Source organism: Thermofilum sp. (assembly GCF_038871435.1).
Taxonomy (GTDB): domain Archaea; phylum Thermoproteota; class Thermoprotei; order Thermofilales; family Thermofilaceae; genus Thermofilum; species Thermofilum adornatum.
In genome coordinates this window covers 83,663-107,176 of record NZ_JAVZIC010000002.1, presented here as the reverse complement: position 1 = coordinate 107,176, position 23,514 = coordinate 83,663, and the positions used below count along the sequence as shown (strand labels likewise).

Annotated in this window: 22 protein-coding genes and 1 pseudogene; 20 read left to right on the top strand and 3 right to left on the bottom strand. The window is 46.9% G+C overall.

What is annotated here, in order from left to right; all coding sequences use genetic code 11:
• Positions 1-3: 3 nt before the first annotated feature.
• Positions 4-894: a tropomyosin gene (locus QXT17_RS03015; protein WP_052885563.1), complete on the bottom strand. Its 891-nt coding sequence runs from the start codon at positions 892-894 to the stop codon at positions 4-6.
• 314 nt (positions 895-1,208) lie between these two features.
• Here QXT17_RS03015 and QXT17_RS03010 point away from each other — a divergent pair, with 314 nt between their 5' ends.
• Complete coding sequence (locus QXT17_RS03010) at positions 1,209-1,706, top strand: PaREP1 family protein (RefSeq protein WP_020963229.1); 498 nt, start codon at positions 1,209-1,211, stop codon at positions 1,704-1,706.
• 287 nt (positions 1,707-1,993) lie between these two features.
• On the opposite strand, the gene QXT17_RS03005 is transcribed toward QXT17_RS03010, so the two are convergent.
• Positions 1,994-2,716 (bottom strand): PD-(D/E)XK nuclease family protein, encoded by a 723-nt coding sequence (locus QXT17_RS03005; protein WP_148684581.1) that lies wholly within the window; start codon positions 2,714-2,716, stop codon positions 1,994-1,996.
• A 190-nt stretch (positions 2,717-2,906) separates the two neighbouring features.
• Between QXT17_RS03005 and QXT17_RS03000 the strand changes: the two are divergent.
• From QXT17_RS03000 to QXT17_RS02915, 18 genes and pseudogenes are all read left to right on the top strand, one after another.
• A pseudogene (locus QXT17_RS03000) lies at positions 2,907-3,026 on the top strand (AAA family ATPase); the annotation flags it as partial.
• 214 nt (positions 3,027-3,240) lie between these two features.
• Positions 3,241-3,558, top strand: coding sequence for a hypothetical protein (locus tag QXT17_RS02995; protein WP_052886682.1), 318 nt, complete (start codon positions 3,241-3,243; stop codon positions 3,556-3,558).
• Positions 3,559-3,823: 265 nt separating this feature from the next.
• Complete coding sequence (locus QXT17_RS02990) at positions 3,824-4,894, top strand: glucose-1-phosphate thymidylyltransferase (protein WP_020963232.1); 1,071 nt, start codon at positions 3,824-3,826, stop codon at positions 4,892-4,894.
• Entirely contained in the window at positions 4,891-5,892 is a 1,002-nt protein-coding gene (rfbB, locus tag QXT17_RS02985) for a dTDP-glucose 4,6-dehydratase (RefSeq protein WP_342814448.1), read from the top strand. Before QXT17_RS02990 ends, rfbB begins: the two co-directional genes overlap by 4 nt.
• Complete coding sequence (gene rfbD, locus QXT17_RS02980; protein WP_342783766.1) at positions 5,889-6,785, top strand: dTDP-4-dehydrorhamnose reductase; 897 nt, start codon at positions 5,889-5,891, stop codon at positions 6,783-6,785. Before rfbB ends, rfbD begins: the two co-directional genes overlap by 4 nt.
• Positions 6,785-7,315 carry a dTDP-4-dehydrorhamnose 3,5-epimerase family protein gene (locus QXT17_RS02975; RefSeq protein ID WP_342783765.1) on the top strand — a complete coding sequence of 177 codons (531 nt, stop codon included), beginning with the start codon at positions 6,785-6,787 and terminating at the stop codon, positions 7,313-7,315. The genes rfbD and QXT17_RS02975 overlap by 1 nt, the downstream gene beginning before the upstream one ends.
• A 198-nt stretch (positions 7,316-7,513) precedes the next feature.
• Complete coding sequence (locus QXT17_RS02970; RefSeq protein ID WP_342814449.1) at positions 7,514-8,500, top strand: hypothetical protein; 987 nt, start codon at positions 7,514-7,516, stop codon at positions 8,498-8,500.
• Between the two features lie 381 nt (positions 8,501-8,881).
• Positions 8,882-9,283 (top strand): hypothetical protein, encoded by a 402-nt coding sequence (locus QXT17_RS02965; protein ID WP_342783763.1) that lies wholly within the window; start codon positions 8,882-8,884, stop codon positions 9,281-9,283.
• 64 nt (positions 9,284-9,347) lie between these two features.
• Positions 9,348-9,608: a hypothetical protein gene (locus QXT17_RS02960; protein WP_342783762.1), complete on the top strand. Its 261-nt coding sequence runs from the start codon at positions 9,348-9,350 to the stop codon at positions 9,606-9,608.
• Between the two features lie 71 nt (positions 9,609-9,679).
• Entirely contained in the window at positions 9,680-10,813 is a 1,134-nt protein-coding gene (locus QXT17_RS02955; protein WP_342783761.1) for a glycosyltransferase family 2 protein, read from the top strand.
• A 33-nt stretch (positions 10,814-10,846) separates the two neighbouring features.
• Positions 10,847-11,902, top strand: a complete 1,056-nt coding sequence (locus tag QXT17_RS02950; protein WP_342783389.1) for a glycosyltransferase family 4 protein — start codon at positions 10,847-10,849, stop codon at positions 11,900-11,902.
• Between the two features lie 4 nt (positions 11,903-11,906).
• A complete protein-coding gene (locus QXT17_RS02945; RefSeq protein ID WP_342783390.1) occupies positions 11,907-13,037 on the top strand; it encodes a glycosyltransferase family 4 protein in 1,131 nt (376 codons plus the stop codon).
• 3 nt (positions 13,038-13,040) lie between these two features.
• Positions 13,041-14,177 (top strand): glycosyltransferase family 4 protein, encoded by a 1,137-nt coding sequence (locus QXT17_RS02940; RefSeq protein ID WP_342783391.1) that lies wholly within the window; start codon positions 13,041-13,043, stop codon positions 14,175-14,177.
• Positions 14,178-14,441: 264 nt separating this feature from the next.
• Entirely contained in the window at positions 14,442-17,000 is a 2,559-nt protein-coding gene (locus QXT17_RS02935; protein ID WP_342814450.1) for a hypothetical protein, read from the top strand.
• Positions 17,001-17,386: 386 nt separating this feature from the next.
• Positions 17,387-18,418, top strand: coding sequence for a glycosyltransferase (locus QXT17_RS02930; RefSeq protein ID WP_342783760.1), 1,032 nt, complete (start codon positions 17,387-17,389; stop codon positions 18,416-18,418).
• The gene (locus QXT17_RS02925; protein ID WP_342783759.1) at positions 18,418-19,263 is read left to right on the top strand and encodes a glycosyltransferase; all 846 of its coding nucleotides are present in this window, start codon (positions 18,418-18,420) and stop codon (positions 19,261-19,263) included. Before QXT17_RS02930 ends, QXT17_RS02925 begins: the two co-directional genes overlap by 1 nt.
• A gap of 175 nt (positions 19,264-19,438) precedes the next feature.
• Positions 19,439-20,635 (top strand): polysaccharide pyruvyl transferase family protein, encoded by a 1,197-nt coding sequence (locus QXT17_RS02920; RefSeq protein WP_342783770.1) that lies wholly within the window; start codon positions 19,439-19,441, stop codon positions 20,633-20,635.
• A 115-nt stretch (positions 20,636-20,750) separates the two neighbouring features.
• Complete coding sequence (locus QXT17_RS02915) at positions 20,751-21,875, top strand: Coenzyme F420 hydrogenase/dehydrogenase, beta subunit C-terminal domain (protein WP_342783758.1); 1,125 nt, start codon at positions 20,751-20,753, stop codon at positions 21,873-21,875.
• A 346-nt stretch (positions 21,876-22,221) separates the two neighbouring features.
• Here QXT17_RS02915 and QXT17_RS02910 read toward each other — a convergent pair whose 3' ends face one another.
• On the bottom strand, positions 22,222-22,998 hold the full coding sequence (locus tag QXT17_RS02910; protein ID WP_342783757.1) for a sugar phosphate nucleotidyltransferase: 777 nt from the start codon (positions 22,996-22,998) through the stop codon (positions 22,222-22,224).
• Positions 22,999-23,321: 323 nt separating this feature from the next.
• Between QXT17_RS02910 and QXT17_RS02905 the strand changes: the two genes are divergently transcribed.
• On the top strand, positions 23,322-23,489 hold the full coding sequence (locus tag QXT17_RS02905; RefSeq protein WP_342783756.1) for a hypothetical protein: 168 nt from the start codon (positions 23,322-23,324) through the stop codon (positions 23,487-23,489).
• Positions 23,490-23,514 lie beyond the last annotated feature (25 nt).

Below are 23,514 nucleotides of genomic sequence, written 5' to 3'. Positions count from 1 at the left end.
GCTCTAGGGGCTTAGTGGCCATTCCTGGAGTTTTCTCATTTTTGGCTCGACGAAGACTATCTTGAAGACTAGGGCCCCGATTCTTAGCTTGGCGGCGTAGTCGAGGAGCTCTTTTCTGCCGGACACTGTGTATTCTTTTTCCATTATTTCGGCTATGTCCTCGAGCTCCCTTATGTCGTCCATGGTGAATGTGTCTGGGTCCTTGTTTAGTAGCTCTCTGAGCCTGTTCTCTACCTCTTTAGTGTAGTACTTCGACCTTGAGCCGGGGATCATTCCCCTGAGAGCGACTAGAAGCGTTAACGCCTCAGTCCTGCTTACTACGCCTTTTTCCTCCAGGACCTTCAATAGGAGCTCGTTGAAGCCGAAGATTCCCTTCTCGAGCTTGTCCAGCCTGGTACTTACGCCATCAATTTTACTGTCGACTTCACCAAGCTTGGCTTGCAGGCTCTTTGTTGTGGTCTCGAGAATCCCCAGTCTAGCGTATATATCCTTTACATCCTCCTCGATACCTGCCAGCCTGCTTTCCACGTTCCTTAACCTGGCGTCCATATTTTTCACCGTTGTCTCAACTCCTGTAAGCTTGTTTTCCACGCTCCCTAATCTAGTATTTATCTCCCTTACAGTATTCTCAACATCTGTAAGCCTCTTCTCCATGTTTTCCAACCTAGCTTCGTGGGCTTCCAGCCTTGTCTCCACGCCTTTAAGCCTGGAATCCATGCTCTTCACAGTTGTCTCGAGGCCCGCCAGCCTAGTATCATGGGCATCCAGCCTCGCTTCTACCTCTTTGAACCTAGCGTCAATTTTTCCAAACTGTTTTGCAAGCCAGTATCCTAGGCTGGCTGACGAAGAAGCTATCGAGAGTAGGATAACAGCCATGTTGATTACATCGTCCACGCCACGCCCCCTTAAATTATGGCTCCAAGGCTTATAAGGATTTCACACAGGAGGCCCGCAAAGCTGTAGGCAAATTTTGGCCATACCCTAGCAAAAGTATCGTAAATGAGACGACCCGCAATCTTAACTAGGAAAGGTCCTTGCCGAAAACAACGAATCGCGTTAAGGGAAGGGGCCAATATCTTTAAATTGGAAGGCCCCTGTCTACTTTCTACCAAAAATCTATAAACAAATATACTGAAAGCTGAAGAATCAAGCATTGTCGGTAGCCTTTAATTCAAAATATATGATTCACTAGATAGTGATAAAGGATTATGAGCCTGACGATTCCTAGAAGACTAGCTGAGGATCCCAAGAGGAGAAACCTGGACCCAGAGCCCCTTGTAGTCGATTTTCTAGTCAGTATGCTGGAACCCGACCCCCACGCAGCCGCAGAGTCCCACCTAGAACTAGCTGTGAGATACCTAGAAGAGGGAAAGAATCTCATCGACACGGACCCCGTCCAGGCCAGTGAAAAACTCTACAAGGTCGCGGAGGAGGCCGTCAAGGCGCTCACAACACACTTCAACTTAAAGGATATCCTTGAAGATGTAGAGAAGAGTGGAACCTGGAGCCTCGGGAAGCTCGAGAAGGCCGTTCTAAGCATATCCGACAAGGTGGGCGACTGGTTCAGATCCTCATGGGACACTGCGTGGGCGCTCCACGTCTGGGGCTTCCACGAGGCAAAATTCGACGCCGAAGATGTCAGGAGGAGGTTGCCGAGCATCGATAGAATGGTTACAGAAGCCCAGAGGATCGCCGAAAAGAAGTAGCGCGCGCCAAAAAGGTCTAGAAGCACGGAGCATTAAAGAGCTAGAGGCAAACAGACTCATCCCAGCGAAAAAACCAACAGCCAAAGCACAGCGCTCACTCTCCACAACCACGAGCCAACACCGGGGAGACGTAGAGCTACACGCAAACAAAACGGCCCTCCAGTACAGCGAGTCAACACACGCTTAAGCCTTCCTTATTAGCGCACGCTCTTACGTAAAACACACGTGAAAGCGCTTCAAGAATAGTCCTCCCATGCGAAAATACGCTGATAACACAAACACGTCGCCTACTCTATTATGCTTCCGCATATAACCTCTATACCCAGCTGTCTAGCCCTATCATAAGCCTCCTTATCAACGTTCACGGCGACCAAAAACACCCCGCTCACGCTCTTCGCCAAGTATTTCTCGACAGCCCTCACCTTCTCGTAAAGAGCCTCGACATGGTCCAGCTCAGCCCTAGACTTCACCTCCACCAAGTAGAGCTTCCCATCCCTAACAGAGACATCTATGTCAACAATCCTCCCCCTCACCCCAGTAATGCTCCCATCCCTATCCGTAAACCTCAGCTTTTCCACCTTGCCAGGCTCGATCCCCCTTTTTTCTAGCTCCTCCCTGAATATCTCAAGCACCATCCTCTCAAGATCCTCCCCCCACCCCCTTCCCATGCTCCCAATGGTAACCTCAACCCTCATACTTAACTTGTTGAAGTCCTCCCTAAGCTTCTTCATCTCAGCGTTAAAGTCTCCTCTCAGCTTACTCATCTCGGTGTTGAAGTCTTCCCTAAACTTCTTTATTTCGTTGACTACCTTGTTGAATTTCCTGTCATGCCTCTCCAGCCTCCTCAGGACATCGCCGTACCCAAGCTTCCCGGCTACCATCAGCCTGAACTCCCTATCCTCGTCTAGAAGCCTTAGAAACTCCCCCCTCAGGTTCACACGAAAAAATAGGATCGAGAGATACAAAAACACACCACTGATAGCAACCTTAAACCCTTCCGAAAGTTCCACTCGCCTATCACACCGCCTCAAACATCCAATACTGAAAACAAAGAAAAAGCCCCAACAAATCGGAGACCCCTCACACCTCCATGAATACACATACACCTCAGAGGACCATAATTACCATCAGAAGAGGCTTACATGATAACATCCCTTCCAAGAAAACTCAGCCACATGCAACAAATCAGGCAGAACGTGCCTCTGGGTCGACGAGCCACCACCCGAAAGGAACCTAGACCTCGGCATCGGCAAGCACATAGCCCAGCAAACAACAATACACAGAGAAGCGGTCAAAAAGGCGCTAGAGAATGCTGAGTAAAAAACCTGAAACCGTGCACACAGTGCCTAGAGCCTAGGCGCGCACTATTCCCAGGGACAGTGCCGTGGCTAGTGCTAGGAGGAGTTGCCAGCAGGTTTTTTCTCCTTTTCGTGAGCTCTTAGGCTATCGAGTTGCGTGCTAAAAGCATGGGATGTGAAGAGTCATCCACCTCAGTCATACTTATATATTGACTTACTGTAACATCTTGTTGGGCATGTCTATAGGCAGGCAGCTCTTAGAGGAGCTTAGGAGAGACGAGGAACTTAGGAGGAATTTGGCTGAGGAGCTCCTGCCCGAGGCCCTAAGACACAGAGACCTCAGAAAGGCAATGCTCCTAGCATTATCTAGAGAGATGGCCACAAAGGAGGACATAGAAGAGCTGAAATCCTACGTAGACGCGAGGATCAACGATGTAAATAGGAGGATAAGCGACCTCTACGTCGTCGTCAAGGCATCCCGGGTCGCCATCATAGCTACACTAATCTCAACAATACTTGTACCACTCATACTGAGAATCCTCTTCCACTCCTAACCACCGCTAACACTTATCCCTGCAAATCACATCAGTAAAGCCTAACAACGAAACCAGGCAACCTTCCCAGACCTCCCAACAGTGAATAGCCCCAAATAACAAAAAACTCTAGGCATGCAACGCTCTGCCCAGAGCAAGAACAAGGTGCACTATAGAGAGCAATAAAAGTTTCTATTCAATAATCGTATGGCTATTCGAAGAATTAAAACTTCGCATCATAGAAAAACTCAAAACATTTATTATTATGGCTTAGATATTTTCCCCTATGAAGGGCGTCGTTCTCCACGGGGGCCTAGGCACACGTCTCCGACCCCTAACGCACACAGGGCCCAAACAGCTTCTCCGTATTGCTGGAAAGCCTGTCTCACAGTGGGTCCTAGAAGACCTACGGGAAGCAGGAGTACGGGACGTCGCAATCATACTTGGAAACCTAGCTCCCGAGAGGGTCGTAGAGTACTATGGGGACGGCTCCTGGCTAGGCTTGAACCTCACCTACATCTACCAGGGATACCCCTACGGCCTTGCACACGCAGTATACCTTGCAAGGGACTTCGTGGGTGACGAGCCTTTCGTCGTCTACCTCGGGGACAACGTGATACTCGAGGGCATAACACACTTCGCCAAAAAGTTCGAGGAAACCGATGCAGAGGCAATGGTCCTCCTGACAGAGGTAGAGAACCCCCAGCGCTTCGGCGTAGCCAAGTTCCAGGACGGGAGGCTTGTAGGCTTCATCGAGAAGCCAAAGATACCGCCAAGCACCCTAGCACTCGTCGGCATATACTTCTTTAGGTCCCCAAAGGTCTTCGGGGTCATCGAGTCCCTAAGGCCGAGCTGGAGGGGCGAGCTAGAGATAACAGACGCGCTCCAGGGGCTCATCGATAGGGGACTCAAGGTCGAGTACGGCGTGATCAGGGGCTGGTGGAAAGACACGGGGACTCCACAAGACATATTGGAGGCCAACAGGCTTCTCCTAGACGCGAAGTACAGGGAAAAAGTGGTCAAAGGCCAGGTTCAGGCTTCAAGCGTAGAGGGCAGGGTCTACATAGAGGAGGGCGCGGCCATTAGGAACAGCACGGTAAGGGGACCCGCATTCATAGGCTCGGGCACAGTCATCGAGGACTCCTACATTGGTCCCTACACGAGCATAGGCAGAAACTGCAAGTTCACACGGGTAGAGGCAGAGAACAGCGTATTCATGGACGGGGTCCAGCTAGAAGACATACCAGAAAGGATCACAGACAGCATTATAGGCGCAGAGGCAATAATCAGAAGCAATTCTTCAAAGCCCAAAGGCCTAAAACTAATAGTCGGAGAAAAATCAGTGATCGAGATATGAGGCTACTCGTTACCGGCGGGGCAGGCTTCATGGGCTCAAACTTTGTACACTACATCTATGCCTCGCGCCCAGACGCAGAGATCCTCGTATACGACAAGTTCACCTACGCCGGCAGAATAGAGAACCTAAAAGAGCTGGACACCTCGAGGGTCAAGATAGTTAAGGGAGACATCCTAGACCAAGAAAAATTCACTGAGACCCTTAAAGCTTTCCAGCCAGACTACGTTGTACACTTTGCCGCCGAAACCCACGTAGACAGGAGCATAAAGGACCCTTCCATATTCATAGACGTAAACGTCAAGGGCGTATACATTATACTCGAGGCTCTACGCAGACACGACGGCCCCAAGCTCATACACATATCCACAGACGAGGTATACGGAGACATATCAGGCGAACCAGTAACAGAGGAAGCCCCCTTCAAGCCCAGTAGCCCATACAGCGCCAGCAAGGCGTCCGGAGACCTCCTCTGCCAAGCATACTGGAGAACATACAGCCTACCCGTAAGGATAGTCCGGCCCTCCAACAACTATGGGCCCAGACAGTTCCCAGAAAAACTAATACCCAAAACAATCCTACGCGCACTGAACGGTTTGCCGATACCAGTCTATGGCGACGGCTCCCAGGAGAGGGACTGGCTCTACGTCGAAGACTTCTCCAGGGGCCTGGAAACAATAATACTCAGAGGCAGAGACGGCGAGGCATACAACCTCCCAGGACTAAACCCCAAAACAAACATCCAAGTCATACAAGACATACTCACGCTCCTCGGCAAGCCCCACAGTCTCATAACATTCGTCCCAGACAGGCCCGGACACGACAAGAGATACGCGATGAGGGGAGACAAGGTACTCAGCCTAGGCTGGAAGCCCCAGACACCCTGGCTAGACGGGCTCAGAAAAACAATCGAGTGGTACAAGGCAAACGAGTGGTGGTGGAGACCCCTCCTAGGAGACGAGTTCTTCACAAAAGACACCCCGTGGGGTGGGACAAGATGAAGGTACTCGTTACTGGTGGAAGCGGGCTACTAGGCTCAGTCCTAGTAGAAATGCTTGCACAGAACGGCCACAGCGTTATTGCCACATATAATACCCACGAGCCGAGACAAATACAGGGCGTAAAATGGGTCAAGATAGACATCTCCAGGGGCTATTTGCTTGAGGATCTCGCGTGGAAAGAGAAGCCACACGCAATAATACACAGCGCCGCCATGACAGACGTAGACAAGTGCGAGATAGAAAAAGAAAAGGCATGGAAAACAAACGTAGAAGCAACCAGGAGCGCCGTGAGGGCCGCTAGGGCCGTAAACGCCCACATAATATACATATCAACAGACTACGTCTTTGACGGAGAAAAGGGAAACTACGGGGAAGAAGACCTCCCAGCCCCAGTCAACTACTATGGCTTGACAAAGCTCGTAGCAGAAGAAATAGTCAGGACAAGCGACGTCCCATACACAATCATAAGGCCCAGCGCCATATACGGCCTAGGCGGTAGCAAGAAAAGCTTCGCAGAATACGTCGCAGACAAGCTCACAAGAGGAGAAGAAGTCCCAGCACTCGTAGACCAATACGTATCCCCAACATACAACAGGTACCTAGCTTCTGCGATACTAAAGATACTAGACACGCGTCCCCTCGGCACAATCCACGTGGCAGGACAAAGGACAAACAGGTACGAATTCGCCCAAACAATAGCCGACATACTTGGCGTCCCCAAAAACCTAGTCAAACCAGCAAAAACCCAGGACATGAAGCACTGGCTGGCCAGGAGGCCAAGAGACTCCAGCCTAGACACTTCCAAGGCCAACAGGCTACTGGGCTACACACACGAAAACCATAAAGCCCTCCAAGACTTCGTAAAAGAGTACCTCGAAAAGAGGCGTCCCTGATGGCACTAAAAAACGTTAGGGAGCTAGCCCTCCCAGGAGCAAGGCTCGCAGAGCTAGAACGCTTCGTAGACGAGCGAGGCCTCTTCCACGAGCTCATCCGCGCCGACTGGGACCAGTTGCTAGGCGACGACAAGCTCCTACAGGCAAACCTCTCAGTAACATTCCCAGGAATAGTAAGGGCCTGGCACCGCCACCTAAGAGGCCAAGTAGACTACTTCTTCGTAGCCAGAGGATACGCAAAGATATGCGCATACGACGACACCACACAAGCCCTGCTAGAAGTAGTCCTAAGCGGAGACAAGCCACAAATACTACGCATACCCGGACACTACTGGCACGGCTTCAAGGCAATAGGCCAAGAACCAGTCTACCTCATATACTTCGTAAACAAGCTATACGACTACCAAAACCCAGACGAAGAAAGACGCCCATGGAACGACCCACAAATAGTCCCCAAGACCATCAACGGCAAAAAAGACGACCCACGAACAGGCAAACCATGGGACTGGTTCCAACCACCACACAAATAGCCACTTTTCCCAGAGAACATCCAACCAGTTATTCCTAGCTCCTCCAGGAAAGCCTTCACCAGCCACGATGGCACTATTCCCCAACAAAAAGGATACTAATAAAGGCAAATAAATGAATATTCCAAACCCAGCATTTTGCTAGTTCAGCCTTTTTTCCTCTTGACTTCCTTAAACATATCATTTTATATACTTGAACTTTTGATAAAATTATGGGAGAAAAAAATTAAAAGTTTTGAGGCCTGGCTCCTTGTCTCTATGCTTATCCTTGCAGGCTTCTTGACAATCCTGCTACCAACAGTCAGCCAGCCCCAAGGCTACACCCTCATATATGCGCCGCCAAGGGCATACAATGCTTCAGACTGGATGGACATAAAAGCAGTCTACATAAAGGAGACCCAGGACAAGCTATACTTCTACATAGAGTACTATGCCCCCATGCCAAACTCAAGCGAATACATCCACAACCTCTTCCTATACATGGACACCGACAGAAACCCCCAGACAGGTAGCCTCGCATACAACATAGGCATAGACTCCTACATCAATATTCGCATCACGGGAAACAACGACTCCTCCTGGGCAAACCTCTACAAGTGGGACCCCACAGCAAACGGCTGGAAAAACCTCAGAGACCTAAAGCCAGACATGAAGCTGGCACCCAGCCTAAGCTACTGGGAGGTACCTATAAACAAGGAAGATATAGCGTATAGCCCAACAGGCATGGACTTCTACATCAGCGCGTATTCGTACGTCCTCACAATCACAGCAACAAAGATAACCTACACCATTGGCTCCAACAACAGGCAAATCACGGTAGACGGCTACCCAGGCGACTGGGGAACAGCCACACCAACACTCAGCCTAAAGCCGAGAGGCATAAACCCGCCCGAACTAGAAATATCAGCAATCTACCTGGCAAACGATGCCGAAAACCTATACGTAAGGGTCGATACAAGGGGAAAGCCTACCCAGAGCATACCCACGGGCACCTTGAACAGGGAACTCTACATATACATAGACACAGACAACAGCAACCGCACAGGCTACAAGACCTACAGCGGCGCAGACTACTACGCCTACGCCATCCTAAACACACAGATACTAAAATACCCCAACATCTACTACTACAAGTACACCGGCACAGGCACGGACTCAAAATGGCAACAAGTATCCTCCACACCATAAAACGCAGACTTCAACACAGTCTTCGAACTCAAAATACCACTCAGCCTACTAGGACTAAAACCACAACAAAAAATAACAATCTACATACCAGAGCAAAGATGGTTCCTCCACAGACTAGTACCCAAAACAATAACCTCCATAACGTACCCCACACCCCAGACAGCCACAACTCAAACAGCCCAGCCAAGCATAATAGCAAGACTCTTCGGCTCAGAAACATTATTCCTCGCACTCGTCACAACAATAATCATACTCGAAGCCGCCGCAATAACATACCTAGCCAGAAAACAGCACAGACACCAGCCACAGCCCCCGCCCCCACCACAGTAGCCAGCCCCTCCCTAAAAAAGTTTTTATGTTTTTCTCTCTTTACCACAATGTATGACGCCATCCTCCTCTGTGCCTGTGCCTCCAACGCCTCCAGCGATACAAATATCCCCACAGCTCGTTTCCGCCGCCTACAAACGCGCACTACGCTACGGAGCCTACTGGAGGCTCAGGCCAGAGGAGAGGGCACTCCTTTTCCTCGCCAGGAGGCTTAAAGCTATTAAAAGCCCGGCCCTCCGCGAGGCAATACTCAGGATCCTAGAAAAAGTCTGGCCCTCCAAGGCAACAATGATAAAGGCCTATGAGGAGGGCCTAAAACTACTAGCCAAAAAGATACAGCTAGCCCTAGCAATAGGGGCAACACACATAGCCGAGGCACTCAAAAAAGCCAGACTGGAAACAATCAAAACCCTAGGAATACAGTACCTAAACACACCACTATTCTACAGAGGCTAGGAGATGAATCGGCGAGAACCAGACACACCCCTCATACCCCCATTGAGAAGCGAGCAAAGGGGTAGTGTCAAAGCTTAAAACTCCAAGCCATGGGCAAGACTATTACCATCGTGTCCCAGAAGACATCTGGATCCTCGTCACAAAAGACGAGCTACTTAGAAAAGCTATGGAGCGCATCCCTGTCGAAGAATTCAAAAGACTTCTACTAAAGTACTTTATAGCAGAAGAGATCACTGAAGCCGTCGATGAAAACGAAATAGCCAGAATAGATGAAGAACTGAAGGAAAAAATCTGGGACGAATTGAAACACAAATGGAAGTTGTAATTGACAGTAACCACATGAGGCGCCCAAGGCAACCAGCAAAAATGCTTATGAAACGTCTATCCAGGTAAAATATGAGTAGCGAGGAGCCAGACGTAACATTCATCTTTCCATCAAAAAACGAGGAAAAAACAATAGCAGAAGTCATACAAAAAGCCCAAAAAGCCGCCCAGCAACTCGGCCTAACATACGAAATCATAGTCCCAGACAACTCCACAGACGCCACCCCACAAATAGCCACAAGCCTCGGAGCAAAAGTAGTTACACCAGACAAGCACGGCTACGGCTACGCCTACATATACGCGCTTCGGCACGCAAGGGGCAAATACATAGTCATGGCAGACGCAGACGGCACATACGACCTAGAAGAAGCACCAAAACTCCTACAGCCACTCCTCCAAGATAAGGCAGACATAGTCCTAGGAACACGCCTAAAAGGCAAAATAATGCCGGGCGCAATGCCATGGCTCCACAGGTACATAGGAAACCCCCTCCTAACATTCATCCTCAACAAGTTCTACGGAACAAACGTCTCCGACGCCCACACAGGCTTCAGGGCCGCCAAGAGAGAAGCAATACAAAAACTAAACCTAAACACCCCAGGAATGGAGTTCGCCTCAGAACTCCTAGCAAAAGCCGCCTACCTAAACCTCCGCATAACAGAAGTCCCAATAACCTACCACCCACGCAGAGAAGGAACACAGTCAAAACTAAACAGCCTCCGAGACGGCTGGCGCCACCTAAAATACCTACTCATACTAGCCCCCAAGTTCCTCTACTACATACCCGGCATCGCGATGCTACTGATGGGGATCGTCCTCATGCTAGCTGCTGTGCTTCGAGCAAACTTAGGCTATTCGCCAGGCATCCACTCCGCCATACTTGGTAGTATGCTCACCATACTTGGCGCTAACTTGGCTGGGCTGGGACTCCTTGCCGACCTTCACCTCGCGAAAATGATAGGAAGACCTACAAGCAGGATCACGAAACTGCTAATGAAAATGAGCGTTGAACAGGCGTTCATCCTCGCAGCGGTGCTCGTGGTGTCGGGTGGCGCTTATACGCTCTACCTATTTACGAAGTGGGTTGAAAGTGGCTACCGCTACCTACCGCTAAGAGGCGAGAACGCGCTGGCGCTAGCGCTCACAGTCCTAGGCGCACAGGCGGCCGCCACCGCTATGGCGGCGCACCTCTTGCGCAGAGAGTAGCGTGCAAGCCCTACTCCTGGCCCGCGAGTAGCCATGCACCTCTGCTTCGTGTGCTCCCACCTCTACCCATGCACCAGCGGGGGCGCGGAGCTCCGGTACCACCTCCTGACCAGTGAGCTGGCGAAGCTAGGCCACAAGGTCTCCTACATCACCTACGCCTACAACGGCTGCGCAGACTCCTCCATAGACTTGGTTCCCGTGGGAGCGCCGCCCGAGCACTACGACGAAAAGGGGAAGCGCAGAGTCCTACCCGTCGCCCTCTTCGGGATCAAAGCCGCCAGAACAGTCGAGAAGCTACACTGCGACGTCGTGGATGTGAGCGTACCCTACACGCCGGCCCTCCTCCTGCCGAAAGGCTCCTTCGTGCTCACTCTCCACGAGTTCTGGGGTCCCATGTGGAGGACTTACTATTCAGTCCCCCTAGCCGTCCTCGCCGAGAAAGGGGAGAAGCTACTAGTGACAAGGCCCAGGGCCATAATCACCCCCTCGGAATTCGTAGCCAGGAAGGTCAGAGAGCACACCAGCGCCCCAGTCTATCCAGTGCCCCTGGGCCTACCCCTCGAGAGGTATGTGAAGTACGCGGGCAACACTAGGCGAGATATCGACGCGGTAGCCATAGGCAGGTTCGTCCCCATCAAAGGCTGGGACAGGCTCTTCAAGCTCCTAAAGCTCGTGGACAAGCCCCTGAGAGTCGCCATCGTGGGCGACGGACCCCTCTACGACCACCTCGTGCCGCAGCTCAGAGGCACAAACCACGAGGTCGAGATACTGCGTGGGGCCAGCGAGGACGAAAAGCTCTCCACCCTCTCGCGCGCCAAGTACTACCTGAACCTCTCCCAGTTCGAGGGCTTCAGCATCGCGACCCTAGAAGCCCTAGCCTGCGGAGCCCACCCAGTAGTCCTCGACACAGGCTACAACGCCGCGGTAGAGCTAGTCCAGAACACAGGTTGCGGAACAATAGTCAAAACAGTTGACGAGGCGGCAGAAATCATAGCACGTGACCCGCCACCATGCACACCTGACCTCACAAACTATACTTTACAAGCTTTCATAAAGCACTACCTAAAAGTAGTGGAAGAAATCCTCTAGGTCGTTGATTTTGCTCCATATAACATTCGTTTCAGACTACCTTTCACCGTTTGCTGGAGGAGTGAGAATAATAGCAAATACCCTTGCAGAGCTTGTAAAGCAATACAACTATGATGTAAGCTTGATAGCAGGCGCAGTTGACTCGGCATTTTATGATGCCTATGATAATTACTTTAATATCGTTAACTTAAATATCTATAATCTCAGAAAACTCCCGCACCAACAACCTAGTAGGATACCTGTATTCTTTAAAGATGCCAAAAAGACTTTAACGGGATTGCAGAACTTAGACATTCTTCACTTTAATAATCACCTCCCGAATCTTCTTCCCTACTTCCTCCCCAAAGTTCCACGAGTATGTACCATACATCACCTAGAAGACATGCAGAGCATGAGTAACCTTATCTCGAGAATATCCCTTCCTATATTTCAAGATTTCCTTGAAACAAACTCCCCTTGCACACTTATCCATACTCCCTCGAAGTACACAGCAGAGCAGGTAGCAAAGCGAAGAATCTTCGCACGCAGGAGAATAATCGTGATACCAAACGGTATCGACCTCTCGAAGCACCTAGCCGTCAGGAAGAAGCCCGAGCCCGGAACCTTCCTCATGATAGGCCGCCTCGAGCCCAGAAAGCACTACGAACACGCGATCCTAGCAGCCAAGCTCGCGAGAAAGCGACGCAAAGACCTCAAGCTCTACATAGTCGGCAACGGGCCGCTCAGTATTGCTCTCGAACGAAAAATCAAGGAGGAAAACCTCGAGGACACAGTCAAACTCCTCGGAAACGTTGACGAGCAGGAGAAGCTGGAGCTCCTGGCCAGAGCCGAAGCGCTCATACACTTAGGCTACCCAGAGGGCTTCGGCATAGTGGTTGTAGAGGCTCTAGCCACGGGAACCCCTGTGATTTCATATAATCTGCCACCAATAAGCGAGATTATAAGAAATCATATCCACGGTTTGCTGGTAGAGAAAGACAACGTGGCGCAACTTGCAAGAAGCATCATGGATTTTAACATAACTATTTATGATGAAAGAGTTCTCAAATCTAAAGCAAAGAAGTACGACCTTAGAAAAACGGTAGAAAGTTTTCATACAGTTTACAAAAATCTCAAAGTAAGACCCAACTGTTAAAACATGAGAATATGCTTCTTTAAACCAAATAGCCTCCGGGAAGGCGGAGGAGCTGAACACTGGCTAATCGACGTTTCTTCAAGACTTCCAAAAAACCATGAAGTAATCATAGCTGGGTTAAACCATGCCTGGACACAAAGGTTAAGAAACCAGGAGATATTATCCTTTCTCCATAGCTATGGAACTAAGTATTACGAGCTACCCTCGGTCAAGTTGCCCCGCGGATTCCCTCTGCCACACCCTATGTACAATAACTTCCTTTTAAACATGCTCAATACATGCGATATAGTCTATGCGGTGGTTCCCTTCGCCCCAGTTGAAGTATGGGTTAAACTGTTTAGAAGAGCTCTGAAAACCAAGCTTATAGCTGGATTCCATGGATTTTTAAGAACAGATGTACTATTACAGAAGCTATATTTTCCAACATTGAAAGAAGCTATCAAGGTATTTGATTCATACCATGCTCTAAATAAGAGCACTTATGCTTGGCTTCGAAGTGTAGTGACCAATAAAAGTATATTCTATATTCCCAACGGTATAGACACCAAAACCTTCCAACTTTGCAGAGACCCCTCTAGCTCACAGCACTTCAATGTTATTTTCACAGGAAGATTAATAGAAGACAAAGGTGCAGATATTCTAATTGATATAATTAAGCATATTAATGACAAGTTAGAGCTAAAGAATATCAGGTTCATAATAGTTGGGTCTGGAACTTATGAGCAGGAGATCAGAGCTCTTGCGCAGAAATATAGAAACGTAGTCTATCTGGGGTACGTTAATAGACAAGCTCTGCCAAAAATATATATGGAGACAAACCTCTTCCTCCTTCCCTCAAGAACGGAAGGCTTTCCTATAAGCCTTTTAGAAGCCCAGTCCTGCGGCCTACCAGCAGTGGGCTCAAAAATCCCAGGGATCTCAGACGTTATCATCGAGAGGGTAACAGGACGGCTTATCGAACCAGGAAATGTTAAGTCATTCGCGGAAGCGATCAAAGACTACTACCTACTGTGGTCTCAGGATCCAGCCCAGTACTATGAGATCAACAAAACTATAAGAAACCATATTGTCAAACACTATGATTGGAACATCATTATACGACATCTCGAATTAATGTTTGAATCTATAGTCAATCAATAGATAGTGTGTATGAAAATCCCTGGCTTATTTCAAGTAACTATCAATAGATTCATGCAAGGTCAATCACAGAAGCGGGTATCAACTACGTGAAAACGATAACTGCATCTCTGTTGTTATGCAATATTTTTTGCTCAAGGGACGGTGTAAATGAAAGCCAGTAAACATAATATTAAAAGAACATTGACTTTTTTCCATCTTTTTTATATTTTTATTCAACCAATGTTCTATATAACCTTATCGATGTTATATGGAAGCTACAATGCGGTGCCGATGGTATTACTCGCTTTTATAATTTTACCTGCGCTACCATTCTCATTAATATTAAAGAAAATTGATAAAACATTAAACGCTCTTGAGGCTTTTCATATAGCGATAACATTTATGTTATTTTTCAGCATCTTCACGACGCTAATCTTTGATAAGAAAGCTTCAATCATTTTAACTTTGTTTTCTTTGGTGATAGGTATCTTGCCTCTGTTTTCTAGAATGGTAAAAGAAGCTGATTTTGACAAGAATCTTGAATTAAAGATGAAAAAAGAGATAACGTTGCTACTAGAATATATCATTTTATCGTCGATCTTATTGCCTATACTAACATATTTGCTTAAAAATACACCTCGATGGTATTCAGCAGATGAAACATTTTATGCTTTTACTGTAAGCATTTATGAGCAATACAAAGTTATGTTTGCTTATGGAGATCTAAATTCCATTATTTCATCAATTGCGAAGTATATCAATGGAAGAACAATATGGTTCTATTACTTATATTCAATGAGGGTACTTTCAGGCGCCAAGCCAAGTGAGTTGTATCTTTCAAGCATACTTTTCCTTATACTAGTACTCTTCGCATCTTTGAGCATCTTGATAGATCTCCTTAATGTCAATGTACGCGAGCTTGCGGTAATAAGTGCACTATTTGTTGTTTTTCTTCCAATAGTTTTACCTTGGAGTATCACTATTTTGCCTGATTTACCCCAAACATATTTTATTCTTACATCCTTATACTTCATTTTAAAATCATTAGACATAAATGCTGTTTTCTCGATTAACCTAACTAGGTTCTTTTATTTTCTCATTTTTGCGTTCTATAGTATTTCATTTAAAGAAAATATGATTTCTTTTGCTTTCTTTTTAATATTTTTAACTATATTCCTCAATAGGCACAAAAAGCAGTTAAACAATGATGCCAGGTTTTTATTAAAAATTTTCAAGCTTATATTGCTTATTTCGTTACTATACATTGCTATTGTGGATTTTGGCTCTTTCATATTTTTATTTTTCCTTAATAATATCAAAATGTATGTGTTTTTGAGAAGATACTTTATCTTAGGGGATTCGTTAGCGGAACTCCTTTTTGGAATGTTTATGAAGCTTCCCTGGGATAGCTACACACTATTTTCATTCAGCTGGAGGCAATGGCTTGATTTCCTGAATTTTGCTCTTGCACCAGAAGCATTATCCCCCTTGCTTTCTGCTATTTTCATAGCCCTTCCGGCTTTGAGTTTGCTGCATAAAGAGTTTAGAGCAGATCCGAAGTTTAAGTTGCTTGCCCTTACGACTAGCTGCACATACTGGTTTTACTTTTTCACACTTATAGGCGTAAACCGCTTGTATGACTTCACGAGGTACTCCTTACATATTTACATCTTAGCGGCACTACTTTCCATAACAGTTGTCTATAGGTTGATTAGAAATCATAATGATGTTAGAAAATGGCTTCTTGTCCTTAGCATTTTGATGGTGATTATTCTTTTAATTAACTACAAAGTATCGACAGAGTTAGGCGGGACAAGGTTCTTTTTTGATATGCTTAGGTATGATCGTTCCAGCATGCTGTTACTGGTGGAAAGTGCCCTCATAGGGTGTGCTTTAGCGGTAGCACGACGGTCGCCCTCTATTTCGTTCGTCGCACTTATGCTGATTCTTTTCACATTCTCACTGCTTTTCCTTAAGCCGGTTTTCGATAAGAGCTGGCTCTTCCGTCCATTCGGCGATGCGTTAAAAAAGGTAAGCAACTACCTAGAGGGCACGTATAAGGGCGGAAAAGTTCTCGTGATTTCGAATGCATATACTTACCTTAGAAACTATCTTGATTTTGGAAAATTTATCGTTATTCCTCCGCCAATAGGTGAGGATGAGTTTTTGGGAATGCTAAAAGTTTTGCCAAACGGAAGCTACTTGGTTTTAACAAATCATCCCGAGATGTCATGGTACGAGTATGCTAACGCTCAGAGCTACATCCAAAAATATGTTAAAAGTCAAAAAATTAATTTATGTTTCAATGCCAGCAAAGAATGCATTGAGGTAGAAAAAGTTTACGAGGTAAAACGTGATGGCTACGTTATAGCGGTATTCTTGAAGAAAGGGCAACCCCAACCGCAAAGCCTTCCTGTTGACCATGGTTTACGGTTACAACCTGTCAATGTTGCTTATACCCAAAAATCATGCATTCTTAATTTAAAAGAAGGAAGTATTAATAATACAAAGATCATTTTAGCCACAACAAGATTTTCAAAAATTATCGAAGTTGTTTCTCCTAGCACGATCGTTATTCCTATGTTTTATAATAGTGATTCACTAAAAAATATTAGGATGGACATTTATGTTTGTGTATATCATATAGCTATAACTTTAGATAACATAGATGTGATGTGGTTGCATATGTATCTAAAATTTACATATATGGAGAGTATTCTTTATGTCGGTACTTTAATACTTTTATCTATTGCTCCTTTCTTATCCATTTTAATTAAACCACTTAGAAATATATGCAACTTTTCTAAAGCACGCGCTCTCTCAAAGCTAGCTCACTTCGTGTGATGTTTTAGTCGAGAAGTGGTGTGTCGCGGGGAGTTGTCTGCACGTTGCATGTCCCTGTCTCAGCTTCACTAACCTCGTCGTTGGGCAATCTGACGCCTTCTGCCATAGTCGTGTTAGGGCTTTTAGTCTTTCTATACAGCAGGGGGTTACGAGAGCCCTTTTCCTCGTTTCGCTTATCAGCGCCTTGGCATTTCTAGCAGACACCCCCTGGCACTTCAGCTTGCAGTTGGCGGTCATTTTAACCGTCCTTGCTCCCTAGGCTTCGAGTTGCTCCGAAAGAGGCGATATGGCCTCTCTACTCTTCGGTACTAGCGTGCTAGTGCAGGAATGCTGATGGTAGCTAGGGATTCAGGTATCGGTCTATTTATTTTGCTACTTATGATCGTATGAGTTCGGTAGCCCTAATAGCTCCCAGAAGTGAAGGAGGAGTTGCTTACATAATCGAGAGGCTCTGGAAGGGGTTAAGAAGAGAAAGATTTCCTGTGAGCAAGATAGTGATTAGCGGAAGTCCGACTCTGTTTCATCTAAAGCACCTTCCACAGTTTCAGAAATATGATGTAGTAATTATTACTGGCTCAATCCCTCCCCCTAGCCATATTTTTGCAAGAAGCGATGTACGAGTAGTCTTATTTGTGCATGGATTTGTGTACCACGAGCTCGGTAATGTGATAGGGTATGGACGACTTAGAGAAAAGTTAGGAGCCATGTACTCTTTAATGCTTTTTGAAATGGCGAAAAAGGCTGACAGAGTTGATACATATATTTGTCATAGTATAACTACTTGTGAAGCGAATAAAATTTACAATAATTTTATACTGTTACCACAGTTTGTCTTTCCCGAGGAACTTCCGAAAAGAAACGAGGTTAGCGTCCAAGGGAGGTTCAATCCAAAGGTGGTGACGTATAAATCCTACGTTAACTCACCAAGACTACTCAGAGAGGAAAAATTAATCTCGCTAATGAGAGGGGTTAGTCAAAAGCTAGGTCGACAAGTAGATCTGGTAATTGTTGATCCTGCACAGAGAGAGCCGAAAAAAGAAAAGTGGGGTAATCTTGTCGTGTATAGGCTTCCCTTTTTACCAAGAGAGCGGTTTCTTAGACTGATTGCTTCGTCCGATTTATATATTGAGCGTTGTGTAGATGAAGAGCTTAGTCTTGGCTCCATCGACGCTGGAATAGTAGGCACACCTGTCGCCAAGTTAACGCATCCATCGTTCGTGGAAAGACAGGACTATAAAGACGAAGTGTTATGGGCCGCTTCACCGAGAGAATTTATTGAGCTTGTCTCGGAATATCTGCGCGACGCTGAAGATAAAAAGCCTACGTACTCACGTAGGTTTAGAGAGTTTCTTCTCAATAAGCGAAGCTGGGATAACGTGAAGATGTCGCTTACAAATCTTCTCCGTTCAGAGCTATAATGAGACTCCTAGTAATAACTAATGGGATTTGGTATAGCGGTGCACAAGTAGCTACTAATGAATTTATGTCTTTCCTTGCAAAGTTAAATAATGTAGAGATTAAGGTTGTCTCTTGCCTAGGAGGAAAATACGTTCTATCAACAGACAATGTCGAAATATATAGAGTGCCTTGCTGGAATGTTGGCGCGTTACTTCAGATGAAACCAGATAGCATTTTTGAGCAACTTGTACGCTGGGCTGACGCCATCTGGATCGCCACAGGCGAGTTTGCCGTTGCGAAGTGGGTTAAGCGTATCAAGATGTTGCCAGTAGTAGCTCATCTGCATTCCTATGAACCCATATGTCCAAACATGTGGTTTTCATACGGTTTTAACGGAGTATGTGGCAGAAAATGTTCACCTTTGCTATTGACTCGATGCAAGCAGTCAACACATAGAATCTTTGCGGAAATTTCTGGTACCTGGGTTGAGGCGCTGGCTAGGCGTTACGGCGTTGGAAGGAGAGTGAGGTTTCTTAACAAGTTAGATGATGAGAAGTACTTCAACCTTATGGCTGGTGCGCGTGCTACTGTGATGCCTAGTGTGTGGCCTGAGACTTTTGGCGTTGTGGCTGTTGAATCGATTAGTTTAGGAGTGCCTGTGGTTGGATCCAATATGGGCGGTATACCTGAGGTAGTGGGGGGTTATGGTGTTGTAGTGCCGTTGCAACCTGAAGAGATCGTTGAGGGTATACTGAAAGTACTAGGAGAGACGTATAATAGGGATGAGATGCGAGAATACGCATTATCGAAGTTTGGTTTTAAAAATGTAGAGTTGTTTTTAAGGATTGTCGAAAGGCTTATATAAAAATTATGTATAATGCGGTTAGAAACCTGGGAATTTATCGCGTGAAGGTATAAAAACACTTAAGGGTTTGTTGTTTGTGAGTAGTTTACGTTTGTTGGTTGTTGGCGTGGTCTCGTCGAAGGGTTTGGGAAATGCTTTACAATATAGTGTAGCTTCGTTTCTTTTGTCTAGAGAAATGCCTAATGCTGAGATTACATTGGCATTGCCAGAGCTGTCAAGTGCTAAGTTCTGCATAATAGATCGGGTAAAAGTTCTTCCAGGTTTAGAGGATCAATCATCAATATTGAGGTTTATTCGTAGAAATAGTGCTAGCGAAGAAAAGTTGTCTGTGCGAGGTGGCTTCCAGCGCGTTAGCAATATACGGCACATCGTTTGGGAGAGATATAGCACTAGTGAGATTGCAGTCCAATATTTAAGACCTTGGTTATGTAGGCTTTATAACAGGGGGAGGTATAGTGGGGGTGCTGTCGGGGGGCATACTATTGAGCATGCAGCGTTTATAAGTTACTTAGTGAATTATAACTGTGCTAGAGCAGTTGTTGATGGGCCTCTTGTAACATTTCCCATTTCTGCGTCTTGGATTGGGCTTGAGCGACGAAGGCGTTGGTGGAAGCTATTGCGGAAATCATTGAACAAATTAGATGTGATATTTGTTCGAGGGAGGTTCTCACGTGAGATATTGTCAAGGTTTGTTGAGGAGGGTAGGTTGTATACTGCGTTGGATTCAGGTTTTGGTGTTAGGTTTCTGTTCAACAAACCCATTGGTTCTGTGGATAAGAGTAAGGTGATTGTGGGCATAGTGCCGCGTAGAGATTATTTTGAATTCTATGGGCTTCACGAGCTGTATCAGGAGTATCTGAGGGTGCTTAAGGTTGTTGTGGAGGGGCTTGTGGAGAGGTATGGGGTTGAGGTTGTCTTGATTGCGCACAGTGTAGGTAGCGATGAACTTGCTATTGCGGGTTTGCTGAAGATGCTGAGTAAACGTGTGAGGAAAGCGGTGCGGGTTGCTACGCCGCGGAGTGTTGCGGATTCCGTGCATGTTATTAGCTCCTGTGATTTTTTGATAACTAGTAGAATGCATGCAGGGGTTATTGCGTTGGCTTATGGTAAGCCTGCCGTCTTCTTTATGCCGAGGGGTGATGTGAAGGTGCGTGACGTGTTGTTGCATTTAGGCTTAGAGGAGGAGCTGTATTTGATTGATGCTTTTAATCCAAAGGAGTATGGAAACTTGTGGCCTGTTGTGGTTAGAATTACGGAGACTATCTTGCAAGAGAGCAGAGTGATAAGTCATGCTGTCAATAGGAGGCTTGAAGAGGTTAAGTTGCCTGTGCGGGTGTTGCGTAGGCTTTTAGAGGAGGAAGGGTTATTATGAATTGTTATGAATTGTGTAGAGGGCGTGGAATCTAAGTTGGCGCATTAAGTTTCCTGATAATTTAATAAGTCGTGGCACAAGCTTAGAGATAACATAGAGCTTGAAATGAGGCTTCATGTCTTCCCCTGATAAGATTGTGAGGAGCCTTATCGGCAACTATTCTGCTGTTTATATTGCTTGGGCGACTGATGAAAGAATTCGGCGTAGGGGTGCAAGTGGCGGTGTTGCTACGGCGTTGCTTAGGTATCTCCTAGAGCATCACCGCGTTGATGCCGTGGTGGTGCCTAGGCAGCGGGTTAATCGTGGTTTGGTGTACGGGGTGTGGACTGTGGTGCGGCAGGGGGAGGAATTAGAGAGGTTTTCGGGGTCTCTTTATGCACCTACTTTTGGTTTTGCGAAGGTATTTGACTTGGCATTACGGAGATTTGGTAGAATTGCAGTTACCGCCGTCCCCTGCTATGTTGAAGCTGCTCGGCGTCTTGCCCGTCTGAGGGGTAGGGACCAAGCTGTCTTTATTTTGGGACCTTACTGTAGCAATACACCTGATGCCTATGCCGTATGGTATGCGCTTAAGAGGTTCCATATTTCTGCGGATGATGTTGTGTCGGTTTCTTTTAGGGGGAGTGGTTGGCCTGGCTTCACCAGCATATGGACTAGGAGGGGCGTCGTCCGTATTTCCTCGCCTGTTTTCTGGGATTCTGGTTTTGGGCAGTATTTCTACGGGAGGAGGTGTTTTGTCTGTACTAACCACACAAATGTAGGGGCGGATCTCTCTCTTGCGGATCCATGGACGTTGCCGCCGGAGCCTTTTATGAAGCTTGGTGGCGCCACTCTTGTGGTGGTTAGGAGTGAGAAGGGGCTGAGGTTCCTGAGGGAGGCGTCTGAGGCGGGGTATATTGTGTTGCGGGGGGTTGACCCGATTTTTGCGGTTGCGGATTCTGTGTTGATAAAGTCTACTGCTCGAGTGTTTGCTGATGTAAAGAACGGTATAGTTTTGCCACCTGGCGTGTTTACTATTTTGCGAGAAGCGGCGTATGTTTTTGGGAGGGCTTTGGCTTTGAGAGAGGGTGCGTGGCCTCTTTTGTCGTTTTATCACAGAGGCGTTGGTTGGTTGCTTAGTTTGGCGTTGCTGGTTGACGAGGGGGTGGGAACTAGGTGGGGTAGGGTGATAAGGGGTATTCGGCGTCTTCAGTCAGCAAAGGGGCAAGAGGTGGTTAGGATGTTAAAATCGGACGGCTAGGTGGTCATGTAACTGACGGAGTATTGGATTTCCATTTTTTTCTGTTTTTCTGTTTCATTAGTTGTAGCAAATTTTTCTTTAGGGATAAAGTTACCGAGGGACTATGCGAAATATATTACTAGAAAATTTGAGAAGGCCGTTTCAATGTAAATATGTGTGGCTGAGTGAGGCTAGGCGTTTTCTTTGCCGGGATGGTTTATGAGGATGTGGGGGGAGGTTAGGCTAGACGGGGAGCACTCTGAGCATGGGTATTTGATGTTTTGCCTGGGGGTCTTCACCCGTACCTTTTGGAGGTTGTAAAGGATTCTGGCTGGAGGTCGGGCGGTGGGCTGGGGTGTAGCTCTTTTTAGTGGCTGTGTGTTTTTAGTGTTTTTGTTGCTTCTTCTAGTTCTTTTAGTGTGTTTACTGGTAGCCATACGTCCCGTGGGACGATGAATGCGTGTAGTTTGGCTTTTTCCGCGAGCCTTGGCAGGAGTACGTTTTCGAACTCGACTGCTTCGTCGGTGTTCATGTCTACTGTTTGTTGTAGGAGTCTTAGTGCCTGTGGCTCGAATATGTATAGGCCTGTGCTCGCGTGTATCGGTAATATTGGCTTTTCCTTGAAGCTCGTCGCGAGGCTCAAGGAGTCTATCTCGACGTATCCGTAGGGCAGCTGTAGGCCGGCAGTTACTGCTACGCTTCCCCACACCTCTAGCCTGTTCACTGCCTCTATGTGGCTTGAGAGGAACCTTAGGGGCAGGGACTCGTCTAGGAAGAGGTCGTCTGGGAAAATGATGAATACCCTCCTTTCTGGGTCCACAGAGCCTGTCTCCAGTGCGTGTTTTAGTGCTTTGCCCTTCCCGACCCTCTTTAGCGGTGGGTCCATTGAGCAGCGGATGTTGTAGCCTTCTTCTTTCAATTTCTCGGCCTCCCTTACCACGTCCGGGAACTTTGTCAAAACAATGAATTCCTCGAAGCCGTTCCTAGCCATGTATCTTATACATCTTGCGAGGAGTGTTTCGCCGTTTAGCTCTATCAATGGCTTCGGCACATTTATGAAGCCCATCCTCTTGCCCTCCCCACCAGCCATCACGACGACCTGTGTCTGCTTTGCTTGTTGAGAAAGTTGCGTGAGTACGTCCATGTCTCTCTGCCTCTGTGGCTTTGTTAGAGCTTCTATCTATATAGGTTTTTTTGTGTCAGATGTACATGCGTTGCCTTGTGTGGTTTATTGGTAATTTTCCTCATGGACGTGTCGCGTTTTAGGTAGGGTTGGACTTAGAAGAGTTAGAGAGCTCTTGTGGGTGGCTTGTTCGTGTCGAATAAGCTCTCTGGCTGGTAGGCTTTGCATATAGCTTTTCGGGATACTCCTCAATATCTTTGTGAAAAATTCGGGCCACTGAACAAAAATTATATTTCTTTATGTAGCGCGCAGGGCCGTTCTGAGGCTTCCTGGAGCATAGGGTCATGGTTGTTGGCCAGGGCTTGCCTTCGCTGTTTGGGCCGGAGGATAAGTATAGGTTTAGGGTGGATGTTTCTAGGACGCTGGGCTTCCTGGGGCTAGAGAGGCTGATTAGCCCGAGGGAGTCTATCGAGTATATTGTGAGGAGGAGGCTCGGGAAAGAGGCAGGCTAGGCTTTCCTAGTCAGTCTTCTTCTCC

Bases quoted from the DNA above. Each gene is read 5' to 3' on its own strand.
- QXT17_RS02940 (WP_342783391.1), top strand. From the start codon at position 13,041: ATGAGAATATGCTTCTTTAAACCAAATAGCCTCCGGGAAGGCGGAGGA.
- QXT17_RS02950 (WP_342783389.1), top strand. From the start codon at position 10,847: ATGCACCTCTGCTTCGTGTGCTCCCACCTCTACCCATGCACCAGCGGG.
- QXT17_RS02925 (WP_342783759.1), top strand. From the start codon at position 18,418: ATGAGACTCCTAGTAATAACTAATGGGATTTGGTATAGCGGTGCACAA.
- rfbD (WP_342783766.1), top strand. From the start codon at position 5,889: ATGAAGGTACTCGTTACTGGTGGAAGCGGGCTACTAGGCTCAGTCCTA.
- QXT17_RS02905 (WP_342783756.1), top strand. From the start codon at position 23,322: ATGGTTGTTGGCCAGGGCTTGCCTTCGCTGTTTGGGCCGGAGGATAAG.
- rfbB (WP_342814448.1), top strand. From the start codon at position 4,891: ATGAGGCTACTCGTTACCGGCGGGGCAGGCTTCATGGGCTCAAACTTT.
- QXT17_RS02965 (WP_342783763.1), top strand. From the start codon at position 8,882: ATGACGCCATCCTCCTCTGTGCCTGTGCCTCCAACGCCTCCAGCGATA.
- QXT17_RS02955 (WP_342783761.1), top strand. From the start codon at position 9,680: ATGAGTAGCGAGGAGCCAGACGTAACATTCATCTTTCCATCAAAAAAC.
- QXT17_RS02920 (WP_342783770.1), top strand. From the start codon at position 19,439: ATGCCTAATGCTGAGATTACATTGGCATTGCCAGAGCTGTCAAGTGCT.
- QXT17_RS03010 (WP_020963229.1), top strand. From the start codon at position 1,209: ATGAGCCTGACGATTCCTAGAAGACTAGCTGAGGATCCCAAGAGGAGA.
- QXT17_RS02910 (WP_342783757.1), bottom strand. From the start codon at position 22,998: ATGGACGTACTCACGCAACTTTCTCAACAAGCAAAGCAGACACAGGTC.
- QXT17_RS02990 (WP_020963232.1), top strand. From the start codon at position 3,824: ATGAAGGGCGTCGTTCTCCACGGGGGCCTAGGCACACGTCTCCGACCC.
- QXT17_RS02975 (WP_342783765.1), top strand. From the start codon at position 6,785: ATGGCACTAAAAAACGTTAGGGAGCTAGCCCTCCCAGGAGCAAGGCTC.
- QXT17_RS02915 (WP_342783758.1), top strand. From the start codon at position 20,751: ATGTCTTCCCCTGATAAGATTGTGAGGAGCCTTATCGGCAACTATTCT.
- QXT17_RS02995 (WP_052886682.1), top strand. From the start codon at position 3,241: ATGTCTATAGGCAGGCAGCTCTTAGAGGAGCTTAGGAGAGACGAGGAA.
- QXT17_RS02930 (WP_342783760.1), top strand. From the start codon at position 17,387: ATGAGTTCGGTAGCCCTAATAGCTCCCAGAAGTGAAGGAGGAGTTGCT.